Source organism: Aeromicrobium sp. HA (assembly GCF_027171405.1).
Classification (GTDB): domain Bacteria; phylum Actinomycetota; class Actinomycetes; order Propionibacteriales; family Nocardioidaceae; genus Aeromicrobium; species Aeromicrobium tamlense.
On the sequence record NZ_CP114372.1, the window covers coordinates 3,188,110 to 3,200,796 of the forward strand.

Below are 12,687 nucleotides of genomic sequence, written 5' to 3' on the forward strand. Positions count from 1 at the left end.
TCTACGCGACGGGATCGCGGTCGTGGCCGAGCAGGAAGTCGTGCGAGAAGCCGGCGATCGCGGCGCCGACCACCGGCGCGAGGATGAACACCCAGACCTGCATCATCGCGTCGCCGCCGGCGAACCAGGCGACGCCCAGCGAGCGCGCCGGGTTCACCGAGGTGTTCGACACCGGGATGCTGATGAGGTGGATCAGGGTCAGCGCGAGACCGATCGACAGGCCCGCGAAGCCCACCGCGGCGCGCTTCGCGGTGGTGCCGAGGATGACGAAGAGGAACACCGCCGTCAGCACGACCTCGATGAGCGCCACCGACGCGAGGCTGTAGCCCATCGGCGAGCGGTCGCCGTAGCCGTTGGTGGCGAAGCCGGTCTCGACCGGGTCGAAGCCGCCCTCGATCCCGCGCGCGATGATCAGCAGCACCGCACCGGCCAGCGTGGCGCCGACGACCTGCGCCGCGACGTAGCCGGGCAGGTCGCGCCACGCGAACCGCTTCGCGACCGCGAGGCCCACCGAGACCGCCGGGTTGAAGTGCCCGCCCGACACCGGACCGAACGCGTACGCGCCGGTCAGCACGGTGAGGCCGAAGGCGAGGGCGACGCCCAGCCAGCCCACCCCGACCGCCATCTGCGCGTCGACGGGGATCGCGGTGGCGGCGAAGATCGCCGTGCCGCAGCCGCCGAAGACCAGCCAGAACGTGCCGAGCGCCTCGGCGCCCAGCCGCTGGGCCATCGTGTACTCGGGTGCCTCGGTCATGAGTGCTCCGTCCCACTGCGAAGGGTTCCTACACCGTAGGGCACGAACGCGGTCGTGGGCGAGACCTCCGCAGGGGCGGGCTCAGGACTTCTTGGCGGCCGACTTCTTGGTTGTGGCCTTCTTCGCGGTGGTCTTCTTGGCCGCCGTCTTCTTGGTGGCCTTCTTCGCTGTCTTCTTGGCGCCCTTCTTCGCGGGTCCCTTCGCGCGGCGCTCGGCGAGCAGCTCGACGGCGCGCTCGTGCGTCAGCGTCTCGATGTCGTCGTCCTTGCGCAGCGTGGCGTTGTACTCGCCATCGGTGACGTAGGCGCCGAAGCGGCCGTCCTTCGCGACGATCGGCTTGCCGCTGGTGGGGTCCTCGCCGAGCTCCTTCAGCGGGGCGGCGGCAGCGCGACGACCGTAGGTCTTGGGCTGGGAGTAGATCGCCCGCGCCTGCTCCTCGGTGATCGTGAGCAGCTGCTCCTCGGACTCCAACGAGCGCGAGTCGGTGCCCTTCTTGAGGTACGGCCCGTAGCGGCCGTTCTGCGCCGTGATCTCGGTGCCGTCGACGTCGGTGCCGACGACGCGCGGGAGCGTCAGCAGGCGGACCGCGTCGTCGAGGCCGATCGAGTCGAGGTCCATCGACTTGAACAGGCTCGCCGTGCGGGGCTTGGCGCCCTTCTTGGCGTCCTCGGGCAGGGACTCGGTGACGTAGGGGCCGTAGCGGCCGTTCTTCGCGACGATCTCGAGGCCGGTCTCGGGGTGGGTGCCGAGCACCTTCTCCATGCCGGCGGGCGTGGCGAGGAGCTCCTTGGCCTTCTCGAGCGTGAGCTCGTCCGGCGGCAGGTCCTCGGGCACGTTGGCGCGGGTGGGCTGCTCGCCGCCGTCCTTGGCCGGGACCATGGGCGGGCCCTCGACGTAAGGGCCGTAGCGGCCGACGCGCACGGCGATGCCCTCGCCGAGCTCGAACGTGGCCAGGCCGCGGGCGTCGATCTCGGGCAGGTTGTCGACGAGGCGCTTGAGGCCGGTGTCGGTCTCGCCCTCACCGGACCAGAAGCCCTCGAGGACGGCGACGCGGTTCTCGCGACCGTGGGAGATCTCGTCGAGGACGCCCTCGAGCTCGGCGGTGAACTCGTACTGCACGAGCCGCGGGAAGTGCTGCTCCATGAGGCGGATCACGCTGAACGCGACCCAGGCCGGCACGAGCGCCGTGCCCTTCTTGTAGACGTAGCCGCGGTTCTGGATCGTGTTGACGATCGAGGCGTAGGTGGAGGGACGACCGATCTCGCGGTCCTCCAGCTCCTTGATGAGCGAGGCCTCGGTGTAGCGCGCCGGCGGCTTGGTCTGGTGGCCGGCGGCGGCCAGCTCGACCGCGGTGACGACGTCGCCCTCGGAGAGGTTCGGGAGCTTGGTCTGCTGGTCGTCGCCCTCGGCGTCGGGGTCCTCGGTGGACTCGACGTACGCCTTGAGGAAGCCGTGGAACGTGATGGTGCGGCCCGAGGCGCCGAACTCGACGTCCTGGCCGTTCTCGGTGGCCGCGCCGATGCGGATCGAGACCGAGTTGCCCTTCGCGTCGGCCATCTGCGAGGCGATCGTGCGCTTCCAGATCAGCTCGTAGAGCTTGAGCTCGTCGCCGGACAGGCCGGTCTGCTGGGGGGTGCGGAACGTCTCGCCGGCGGGGCGGATCGCCTCGTGCGCCTCCTGGGCGTTCTTCACCTTGGAGCTGTAGACCCGCGGCTTGTCGGGCAGGTAGTCGGCGCCGTAGAGCTCCTTGACCTGCGAGCGCGCGGCGGTCAGCGCGGTCTGCGACAGCGTGACCGAGTCGGTGCGCATGTAGGTGATGTAGCCGCCCTCGTACAGCTTCTGGGCGATCGACATCGTGCGCTGGGCGCCGAAGCCGTGCTTGCGCGAGCCCTCCTGCTGCAGCGTGGTGGTGCGGAACGGCGCGTAGGGGCGACGCGTGTACGGCTTGGACTCGACCGAGCGCACGGTGAACTCGCGGCCCTCGAGCGCGGTGGACAGCGCCTGCGCGGCCGGCTCGTCGAGGTGGACGACGTTGCCCTTGAGGGAGCCGCTGCTGTCGAAGTTCGAGCCCGAGGCGACGCGCTTGCCGTCGACCGTGGCGAGCTTGGCCGGGAAGCGCGAGGGCTCGAGATCGCAGCCGAACGTGGCCTCGAGATCCCAGTACGACGCGGTGCGGAAGGCCATCCGCTCGCGCTCGCGCTCGACGACCAGGCGGGTGGCCACCGACTGCACGCGGCCGGCGGACAGGCCGCTCATGACCTTCTTCCACAGGACCGGGCTGATCTCGTAGCCGTAGAGGCGGTCGAGGATGCGGCGGGTCTCCTGCGCGTCGACGAGGTCCTGGTCGATGTCGCGGGGGTTGGCGATCGCGCGCTGGATCGCCTCCTTGGTGATCTCGTTGAAGGCGATGCGCTTGACCGGGACCTTCGGCTTCAGCTCGTCGAAGAGGTGCCACGCGATGGCCTCGCCCTCGCGGTCCTCATCGGTCGCGAGCACGAGCTCGTCGGCCTCCTTGAGCAGCTTCTTCAGCTCGGCGATCTGCTTCTTCTTCTCGGCCGGGACGACGTAGACCGGCTCGAACCGGTTGTCGATGTCGACGCCGAGACGCGCCCACGACTCCCCCTTGTACTTCGCGGGGATCTGGTCGGCGCCCTGCGGCAGGTCGCGGATGTGGCCCACCGAGGAGGACACGACGTAGCCGTCGCCGAGGTACGCCGCGATGCTGCGCACCTTGTTGGGCGACTCGACGATCACCAGTGATGTCACGTTGGGTTCCTCCGAGGGGGCCTGTTGGGGAGAGAGGCCGATGGAGGCCCACCGTAGCGCCTCCTGTCAACCATTTTTCTCACAGGTGTCAGCCGTGGAAGAATCCGGCGAGTGGAGAAGGTGACCTACGGACAGGTGCTCCGGTCACCCGGAACCGTGCCGCTGTACATCGCGGCGTTCCTCGCCCGAATCCCCATGATGGCGGTCCCGCTCGTGCTGACCCTGCTGGTCGTCGAGGGGCTCGACGCCTCCTACGGCGAGGCCGGGATCATCGCCGCCGTGGAGACCATCGGCGCGGGTCTCGGTGCACCCTGGCGCGGCCGGATGATCGACGGACTCGGCGTGCGGCGCGCGCTGATCCCCTCGATCGCGGTCCTCTTCGTCGTCTACCCGCTCGCCGCCACCGCGACCTACCTGTGGCTGCTCCCGCTGGCGTTCGTCATGGGCCTGTTCATCGCGCCCGTGCACTCCATCGTGCGGGTGTCGCTGGCGGCGAACCTGCCGTCGAGCCACCACCGCAGCGCCTTCGCGCTGGACTCGGTCATCGCGGAGGCCTCGTTCATCATCGGCCCCGCGGCCGCGGGCGTGCTGGTGGTGGCCGCCTCGCCGGAGATCGCGCTGCTCGCGGTGGGCTTCACCGTCGCGCTCGGGCTGCTCATCCTGTGGTGGCTCGACCCGCCCACCCGCAGCGAGGGCCAGGCCCCGGCCGAGCGGACCCGCGGCTTCGACTGGGTCACGCGCGACCTGATGTTCCTCTTCCTCGTGTCGGGCGGCGCGATGGTGGCCCTGATGTCGACCGACCTCGGGATCATCGCCGTGCTGCGCGAGCTCGACGCGGTCGGGCTCGTCGGCGTCGTGTACCTCGGCTGGGGCCTGTCGTCGCTGGTCGGCGGTCTCATCTACGGAGCGCGCCCGGCGTCGATCCGGCCCACCTACCTGCTGCTGGCGATGGGCCTGCTGACGATGCCGGTCGGCATCGCGCACGCGCCGTGGACGCTGGCGCTCGCGTCGATCCCCGCCGGGCTGCTGTGCGCGCCGATCATGACCGCGTGCAGCGAGTACATCGCCAAGCTCACCGACGAGTCCCGTCGCGGCGAGGCGATGGGCTGGCAGGCCACGGCCTTCACGGTCGGCGGTGCCGCCGGCGCGCCGGTCATCGGCGCCGCGATCGACCAGTGGGGCGCGGCGGCGGGCTTCGCGGCCGGAGGCGGGATCGCAGTCGCCATCGCGCTCGTGTCGCTGGGCGGTCAGCGCCGGCCCGTGCCCGTGCGGGCCGAGTAGCTAGACGAGGAAGCCGTCGGCCACGAGCTCGCGCACCGCGGGCTCGTAGGTCCGGCGCACCTCGGCGGCGTCCTGCTCGAGCAGCTGGGCGATCGCGTCGAGCAGCTGGCCCGCCGTGAGGTCGCCGTCGCTGGCCGAGACGAGTCCCGCCTCGATCGTGTCGAGCTGGCGCGTGGGGCGCAGGCCACCCATCCGCACGGCGCGGATGATGGCCGGGTCGGGCGCGCCCACGGGGCCCGCCGTCTCCTGGACGACGTCGTCGCCCACCCGCCACGCGCGGTCGAGCAGGTCACCCGTGTCGAGCGCGTCCGTGCGGCCGGCCCAGGCGGCGAACTCGGAGCTCACCGGCTGTGCCACGGGACCGGTCCACTCCTCGATCCTCACCTGAGGCGTCGCGCGGCCGGCCTTTCGCAGGGTGATCCAGCCGAAGCCCATGGCCTCGATGCGCTGCTCGGCGAACCACGAGAGCCACCGGTCGTAGCGCTCGAGGTGACCGGGCGCGTGCCGCAGTCCGGCGTCGGCGAGCCACATCTCGGCGTACTCGGGCAGGTCGACCCGCTCGCGCTGCACGACCCACGCGTCCATCCCCGTGGGCTCGATCCACGACGCGAGCCGCTCCTGCCACGGGACGCCGTCCTCGTGGATCCACGCGGCGAGCACCTGGCACCAGCCGCCGTCGTTCAGGTGGTCGGGCGCCTGCGTGACGATGCGGCGCACGACGTCGTCGCCGGGGAAGCCCGTCTCGCGGTAGACGAGGCGGTCGCCCTCGGGCGGCGAGACGACGAATGGCGGGTTGGTGGAGATGAGGTCGAACCGCTCCCCCGCGACGGGCTCGAAGAGGCTGCCCTCGCGGACGTCGAGGTCGACGCCGTTGATCGCCGCGGTGAGCCGGGTGAGGTCGGTGGCGCGCCGGTTGACGTCGGTGGCGACCACGTCACGCGAGTGGGTGGCGAGGTGCAGGACCTGCACGCCGCAGCCCGTGCCGAGGTCGAGCGCGCGATCCACCTGCGGCCGCACCGTGAGCTGGGCGAGCGACGAGGAGGCCTCGCTGATGCCCAGCACGTACGAGGGGTCGCGCGGGTTCTCACGGCCGTCCAGGCCCGGGGTCAGGTCGCACACGACCCACCAGTCGTGCGTCTCGTCGCCGTAGGGACGCAGGTCGAGCAGCGCCCGCGCCTCGTCGCCGTCGACCTCGACCAGGCCCAGCGCGAGCGCGGTCTCCCACGCGTCGCCGAAGGCCGCCTCGGCGCTCGCACGGGGCACCGCGGCCTGCAGCTGGAAGAGCCGGATGAGCGTCGAGAGGGTCGAGCCATCGGCGGTGGCGCGCAGCCCGGGCACGGTCTCGTTGCGGGCCAGCGCGCGCCACGCCGCGTCGCCGAGAACCCCGTGCACCGCGTCGACGGTGAAGCCGTCGATCGCCGCCCGGAGCCTGCCGACGTCGGGGGTCGCCACGGTCAGGAGACCAGCTCGTCGATCGAGGTGTGCAGGCCGAAGACCTTGTCGAGACCGGTGATCGCGAAGATGCGCAGGAGCCGCTCGCTCGTGCAGATGATGTCGAGGGAGCCGTTGTCGGCCCGCACGCGCTTCAGCGCCCCGACGAGCACGCCGAGGCCCGTCGAGTCGAGGAAGGCGACGTTCTCGATGTCGATCACCAGGCGGGTGTGTCCGTCGTCGATCGCGCCGACGACGACTTCACGTAGGCGTGGCGCGGTGTAGACATCGATCTCCCCCGCGACCTCGACCACGTGGAACGGGGGTGACTCCCGTTCGGTGAGCGTGAGGTCCATGTCCGAATTCAATCATCCGGCGGCACGTCTTCCCACCTGAACGCACGCACGGCCCCGTGAGGGCCGTGGGGGAGACTTCCCCCATGCCCCTGCACCCCGTTCTCGCGCGCCACGCGGAGCGACTCGTGCACGTGCAGCACCACCCCGCCATCGAGCCCGTGGTGGAGCCGTGGCCCGAGTGGATCGACCCCGAGGTCCGCGAGCTGTTCGCGGCCGAGGGCGCCGACGTGCTGTGGGGGCACCAGGCCGAGGCGCTCGCGGCGCTGCACGACCGACGGCACGTCGTGGTGGCCACCGGCACCGCCTCGGGCAAGTCGCTCGTCTACCAGGCGGCCGCGCTGCAGGCGCTACGCGAGGGACGCGGCGGGTCCGGCCTCTCCGGCGCCCGGCGGCCGTCGGTGCTCTACCTCGCGCCCACCAAGGCCCTGGCCGCCGACCAGCTGCGGCGGCTGCCCACCGGCGTGCCCGGCCTGCGCCCGGCCACGGTCGACGGCGACAACAGCCGCGAGGAGCGGGCGTGGGCGCGCGACCACGCGAACTGGGTGCTGGCGAATCCCGACATCCTGCACCGCACGATCCTTCCGCAGCACGACCGGTGGGCGCGCCTGCTGGCCGGTCTGCGGGTGGTCGTGATCGACGAGTGCCACCACTACCGCGGCGTCTTCGGCGCCCACGTGGCGCTGATCCTGCGACGGCTGCGGCGGATCTGCGCGCACTACGGGGCCGATCCGCTCTTCGTGCTGTCGTCGGCCACGGTGGCCGAGCCGGCCGCGTCGGCCCAGCGGCTGATCGGGGCGCCGGTCACGGCGGTCACCGAGGACGCCTCGCCCCACGCGGCGCGCACCGTGGCGTTCTGGCAGCCACCGCTGCAGGCCGCGCGCGACGGCGTGGAGGTGCGCCGCTCGGCCGGCTCCGAGGCCTCGGACCTGCTCACAGACTTCGTCGTGGGCGGCACCCGCACCCTCGTCTTCGTCCGCTCGCGACGCGGCGCCGAGCAGCTGGCGATGGGCACGTCGCGGGCGCTGGCCGAGGTCGATCCGGAGCTGGCCGGGCGCGTCGCCACCTACCGCGGCGGCTACCTGCCCGAGGAGCGGCGCGAGCTGGAGGCGCGACTGCGCTCCGGCGACCTGCTCGGTCTGGCCAGCACGAACGCGCTCGAGCTGGGCATCGACATCGCGGGCCTCGACGCCGTGGTCACGGTGGGGTTCCCCGGCACCCGGGCCGCCCTGTGGCAGCAGTGGGGTCGCGCGGGGCGAGCCGGGGTCGACAGCGTGGGCGTGATGATCGCGCGCGACGACCCGCTCGACTCGTACCTCGTGCACCATCCCGAGGCGGTGCTCGGCGCGCCGGTCGAGGCCACCGTGTTCGACCCGGAGAACCCCTACGTGCTGGGCCCGCACCTCGCGGCCGCGGCCCAGGAGCTGCCGCTCACCGAGGCCGACTTCGGCCCGTTCGGCCCCCGCGCGACCGAGGGCGTCGCCGCGCTGGAGGCCGCGGGGATGCTCCGCCGCCGCGCGGCCGGCTGGTTCTGGACCAGCCGCGAGCGCGCGGCCGACCTCGCCGACATCCGCTCCGCCGGCGGCCACCCCGTGCAGATCGTCGAGGGCACCACGGGGCGTCTCGTCGGCACGGTGGACGCCGGATCCGCCGACGCCGAGGTCCACGAGGGCGCGATCTACGTCCATCGCGGCGAGGACCACCTCGTCGAGTCCTACGACCCCGACCACGGCGCGGCGGTGGTGCGCCGTGCCGACGTGCACCACACCACCAGCGCACGCTCGGCCACGGCCGTCACCGTCGTCGAGGAGCGCCGCCGAGTGACGTGGGGCCCCGCCACGGTCGCCTTCGGCGACGTCGAGGTGGCCAGCCAGGTCATCGGCTACCAGATCCGCGACCGCAGCACGGGCCGCGTGATCGGCGAGGAGCCACTCGACCTGCCCGAGCGCACGCTGCCCACCGCGGCCGTGTGGTGGACCCTCGACACCGACGTCGCCACCGGCCTGATGGACCCCGAGGCGCTGCCCGGTGCCGCGCACGCCGCCGAGCACGCCGCGATCGGCATCCTGCCGCTGCTGGCGACGTGCGACCGGTGGGACATCGGCGGCCTCTCGACCGCTCTGCATCCCGACACCGGGAAGCTCACGGTGTTCGTCCACGACGGCCACGCCGGCGGTGCCGGGTTCGCCGAGCGCGGGTACGAGCAGATGGCCACGTGGCTGCGGATGACGCGCCACACGATCGCCGAGTGCTCGTGCCGCGACGGGTGCCCGTCCTGCGTGGTCTCGCCCAAGTGCGGCAACGGGAACCACCCGCTCGACAAGGCCGGAGCGGTGCTGCTGCTGGACGCCGTGCTGGCGTCCGCACCCGCCTGATCGAGCCGTTTCCCCCGGGTTTCCGGGCTCCGTTCGATTGGCCATTCCGGGACGACGGTGCGAGAGTTGAAAGGTTTGCAACCACAGACACACCAGAGACCCGAGGTGATTTCTCCGATGGCCATCGGCACCGACCGACCCGCCGACGCATTCGAGCCCGAGCTGGAACCACGCCCAGAAGGGAGACTCGACAAGGTCGTCTTCGGGGTCGCAGCCGCTCTGGCCCTCATGGTCATCCTCTGGGGAATCCTCGACCAGGCCTCCCTCGGCGCACGTGCCTCGGAGGCCCAGTCGTGGGTGATCGAGTACACCGGCTGGCTGTTCGTCCTGGCCACCACCGGCTTCGTCGTCTTCGCGATCTGGGTGGCCGCGAGCCGCTACGGCAAGATCCCGCTCGGGCGTGACGGCGAGAAGCCCGAGTTCCGCACCGCCTCCTGGATCGCGATGATGTTCAGCGCGGGCATGGGCATCGGCCTGATGTTCTGGGGCGTCGCCGAGCCGCTGACGTTCTACCTCGCACCGCCGCCCAACACCGCCGACGCGGCCACCGACGAGGCCGTCCAGGCCGCGATGGCGCAGACGCTGTTCCACTGGACCTTGCACCCGTGGGCCATCTACGCCGTGGTGGGCCTGGCGATCGGCTACGGCACCTTCCGTCTGGGACGGCCGCAGCTGATCTCGGCCGTCTTCACCAGGATCCTCGGACGTCGACGGGTGGAGGGACCGATCGGCAAGGCCATCGACATCATGGCCATCTTCGCCACCCTGTTCGGCTCGGCCGCGTCGCTCGGCCTGGGCGCCCTGCAGATCGGCGCCGGCCTGGAGCACAACGGCTGGGTCGAATCGGTCGGCGAGCTCCTGCTCGTCCTCATCATCGTGACCCTCACGATCCTGTTCATCCTGTCGGCGGTGTCCGGCGTCGCGCGCGGCATCCAGTGGCTCTCGAACATCAACATGGTGCTCGCGCTCGTGCTGGCCGCCTTCGTCTTCATCGCGGGCCCGACCCTGCTGATGCTGAACCTCCTGCCCACGGCGATCGCGGACTACGTGGAGTACCTCCCGCAGATGGCGGGACGCACCGATGCCCGAGGCGGCTCCGTCGCCGACTGGCTCGGCGCCTGGACGATCTTCTACTGGGCGTGGTGGGTGTCGTGGACGCCGTTCGTCGGCATGTTCATCGCGCGCATCAGCCGTGGCCGCACGATCCGTCAGTTCGTCACCGGAGTGCTGCTGGTCCCGAGCATGGTCAGCCTGGTCTGGTTCGCGATCTTCGGCGGCTCCGGCATCAGCGAGGCCGAGGCGATCTCGGGCGGCGAGACCACCGTCGACTCGAACTACGCGCTGTTCGACCTCCTGCAGCAGTACCCGATCCCCGCGGTCACGACCGTGGTGGTGATGCTTCTCGTCGGCATCTTCTTCGTCTCCGGCGCCGACGCGGCCTCCCTCGTCATGGGCACCCTGTCCCAGCGTGGCTCGATCGAGCCGAAGACCTGGCTGGTGATCTTCTGGGGCGGGTTGACCGGAGCCGTGGCGGCGATCATGCTGCTCATCGCCGATCCCGACGACCCCGTCGCACTCGAAGGGCTGCAGGCCCTGACGATCGTCGCTGCGCTGCCGTTCCTGGGCGTGATGGTCGTCCTGTGCGTGTCGCTCTACCGCGACCTGAGCACCGACCCGATCATCGTCCGCGAGGACCTCGGCCAGAGCCTGGTCGAGGGCGCGGTGCTGGCCGGTGTCGACCGCCACGGCGAGGACTTCGCACTCGTGGTGGAGGAGGCCCCGTCCGACGATCCCACCGGTCCCGTCGTCGACGGCGACGACGCGATCATCGACAAGTCCGCGAAGAGCTGAACCCGTCCGCCCCCGCCGCCTCACTCGAGGTACCAGGCGGGGGCGGCCCGGGCCCGCTGGTCGGCGGCCCATCGGCCGATCGACCAGCGCGGGCCCACCGCGCGCGCCGTGACCGTGGCGACATCGGCGTCCATCCGGCAGTCCCGCAGGCGCGCACCGTTGTCGCCTGCCACCCGGCGCGCCACCCCACAGGGGTTCGCCCCCTCCACGCTGGCGCGCGAGGCCGCGAGCGCCGCGAGGTCGGCGGCCGCCGCCGCCCGCTCGCGCAGCGCCACCGCCAGCGCGATCTGCAGGCAGACGAAGGCGACGAGGCTCAGCAGCGCGACGACCGCCGCGGCCTGCACCGTGGCCGATCCCCGCTCCGCGCTCCTCATTCGACGACCGCCACCGAGCGGCTGGACAGGTCGAGGTGGACCCGCGGCACGAGCGGCAGCCGCGCCCGGTAGCGGACGGTGACCCCGGCCCGGTCGCCCTCGCGGCTCACCCGCATGCGCGCGCCCGGCACGGCCTCACGGACCGCCGCGCGCGCCTCTGCGGTCGACTGACCCCGCGCCAGCAGTCGGGCTGCCTCGCGCGACGCGTCGGCGACGCGCATCTGGGCGACGCCGAGCGACACCACCCAGACCAGCACGCACGCGACCAGCACGACGAACGGCAGGACGACCACGGTCTCGGCGGTGACCATCCCCCGCTCACCTCGCCTCACCACGGCCACCGGAACAGATCGGGCAGCGTGGTCGTGAACGCCCGGGCGACGAGGTCGGTGACGAGATCGAGGACCCACCGGCCCATCACGGAGCCCGGACCGCCGAGGATCGCCCCGGCGACCGTGACGGCGGCGACACCACCGACGGCGTACTCGGCGGTGACCTGGCCCTGCTCGGCTCGACTCAGCTTCTTCATGGCGTGACTCCTCGGGTGGGGCCGCGGCACCCGGCTGCCCGGGTGCCGCGGCGGGCGATCAGAACGGCAGCAGGTCGGGGATCCGGCCGAGCACGTCCCGGACGAGGCCGCCGAACCAGTCGGACTGGCCGATCTTCACCAGCACGCCGCCGATGGTGCAGGCACCGAGCGTGCCCACGGCGTACTCGGAGGTGCTCATGCCGAGCTCGTCGGCACGGTCGGCGACGCGGCGCAGGGTGGCGATCAACTTCATGGGTGTCCTTCCAACGGATGATGTGACACCCGAAGATGGCGATCCGGCGCCCTGATCTGCGGTCCTCGCGGAAGCCTGTGGAGATCTCCCGTCGCGGCGCGCCGGGCTGGGGACGAGTCACATCCGGACCGATCCCACGACCGCGATCACCGTGGGAGCGACGCCCACCAGCACGAAGGCCGGGAGCAGGCACAGTCCCATCGGCACGGTGGTGCGGACCCCGACGCGACCGACCATCTCGCGCCGCTGTGCGCGGTCGGCCCGGCGCAGGTCATCGGCGGTGTCGCGGATCAGCGGGACGATCGCGGCGCCGGAGGTCTCGGCCCGCGCAAACGCGCGGCCGACCGGCTCGAGGACGTCGCCGTCGAGTGACCTCCACGCCGTCGCCGGATCGGCGGCGAGGCGCACGCGGAGGGCGACAGCCTGGAGCTCGGGGCCGATCGGGTCGGGCGCGTGTGCCGCGACCGCCAGGACCGCCTCGTGCGGCGAGCGGCCTGCCTCGAGGACCGCAGCGACGAGGTCGAGCGCGAGCGGCGCGCCCCGCACCAGCTGGACCCGCCGTCTGACGTCGCGCGACGACTCCCAGCGGCCGGCCTGGCGGTGGACGAACGGTGCGGCCGCCGCGCCCACCACGAGGCCGATGGCGCCGAACAGCAGCCAGCCGCCCACCGGCGCGCACGCCGCGACGAGCAGTGCCCGATCCAGGCGCCGGGGCGTCGT

Annotated in this window: 12 protein-coding genes; 3 read left to right on the forward strand and 9 right to left on the reverse strand. The window is 72.1% G+C overall.

The window, feature by feature from the left end:
• Window position 1 precedes the first annotated feature (1 nt).
• Both aqpZ and topA read right to left on the reverse strand, forming a co-directional pair.
• Window positions 2–754, reverse strand: a complete 753-nt coding sequence (gene aqpZ, locus O3S82_RS15815; protein ID WP_269304100.1) for an aquaporin Z — start codon at window positions 752–754, stop codon at window positions 2–4.
• An 81-nt stretch (window positions 755–835) separates the two neighbouring features.
• Window positions 836–3,520, reverse strand: a complete 2,685-nt coding sequence (gene topA / locus O3S82_RS15820) for a type I DNA topoisomerase (protein WP_179427706.1) — start codon at window positions 3,518–3,520, stop codon at window positions 836–838.
• Between the two features lie 111 nt (window positions 3,521–3,631).
• On the opposite strand from topA, the gene O3S82_RS15825 reads away from it, so the two are divergent.
• On the forward strand, window positions 3,632–4,801 hold the full coding sequence (locus O3S82_RS15825) for an MFS transporter (protein WP_179427704.1): 1,170 nt from the start codon (window positions 3,632–3,634) through the stop codon (window positions 4,799–4,801).
• Here O3S82_RS15825 and O3S82_RS15830 read toward each other — a convergent pair whose 3' ends face one another.
• Window positions 4,802–6,253 carry a DUF7059 domain-containing protein gene (locus O3S82_RS15830; RefSeq protein WP_269304104.1) on the reverse strand — a complete coding sequence of 484 codons (1,452 nt, stop codon included), beginning with the start codon at window positions 6,251–6,253 and terminating at the stop codon, window positions 4,802–4,804. It lies immediately after the preceding gene.
• A 2-nt stretch (window positions 6,254–6,255) separates the two neighbouring features.
• Complete coding sequence (locus O3S82_RS15835; protein ID WP_078699459.1) at window positions 6,256–6,588, reverse strand: STAS domain-containing protein; 333 nt, start codon at window positions 6,586–6,588, stop codon at window positions 6,256–6,258.
• Between the two features lie 83 nt (window positions 6,589–6,671).
• On the opposite strand from O3S82_RS15835, the gene O3S82_RS15840 reads away from it, so the two are divergent.
• Entirely contained in the window at window positions 6,672–8,960 is a 2,289-nt protein-coding gene (locus O3S82_RS15840; RefSeq protein ID WP_269304109.1) for a DEAD/DEAH box helicase, read from the forward strand.
• A gap of 117 nt (window positions 8,961–9,077) precedes the next feature.
• Window positions 9,078–10,811 (forward strand): BCCT family transporter, encoded by a 1,734-nt coding sequence (locus O3S82_RS15845; RefSeq protein ID WP_179427700.1) that lies wholly within the window; start codon window positions 9,078–9,080, stop codon window positions 10,809–10,811.
• A 20-nt stretch (window positions 10,812–10,831) separates the two neighbouring features.
• Here O3S82_RS15845 and O3S82_RS15850 read toward each other — a convergent pair whose 3' ends face one another.
• The 5 genes from O3S82_RS15850 to O3S82_RS15870 form a co-directional block, all read right to left on the reverse strand.
• Window positions 10,832–11,185, reverse strand: a complete 354-nt coding sequence (locus tag O3S82_RS15850) for an Rv3654c family TadE-like protein (protein WP_269304112.1) — start codon at window positions 11,183–11,185, stop codon at window positions 10,832–10,834.
• Complete coding sequence (locus O3S82_RS15855) at window positions 11,182–11,496, reverse strand: TadE family type IV pilus minor pilin (protein WP_269304114.1); 315 nt, start codon at window positions 11,494–11,496, stop codon at window positions 11,182–11,184. The genes O3S82_RS15850 and O3S82_RS15855 overlap by 4 nt, the downstream gene beginning before the upstream one ends.
• Before the next feature lie 17 nt (window positions 11,497–11,513).
• Window positions 11,514–11,714 (reverse strand): DUF4244 domain-containing protein, encoded by a 201-nt coding sequence (locus O3S82_RS15860; protein WP_269304115.1) that lies wholly within the window; start codon window positions 11,712–11,714, stop codon window positions 11,514–11,516.
• A gap of 58 nt (window positions 11,715–11,772) precedes the next feature.
• The gene (locus O3S82_RS15865) at window positions 11,773–11,967 is read right to left on the reverse strand and encodes a DUF4244 domain-containing protein (RefSeq protein ID WP_179427692.1); all 195 of its coding nucleotides are present in this window, start codon (window positions 11,965–11,967) and stop codon (window positions 11,773–11,775) included.
• 117 nt (window positions 11,968–12,084) lie between these two features.
• On the reverse strand, window positions 12,085–12,636 hold the full coding sequence (locus tag O3S82_RS15870) for a type II secretion system F family protein (protein ID WP_179427690.1): 552 nt from the start codon (window positions 12,634–12,636) through the stop codon (window positions 12,085–12,087).
• Window positions 12,637–12,687 lie beyond the last annotated feature (51 nt).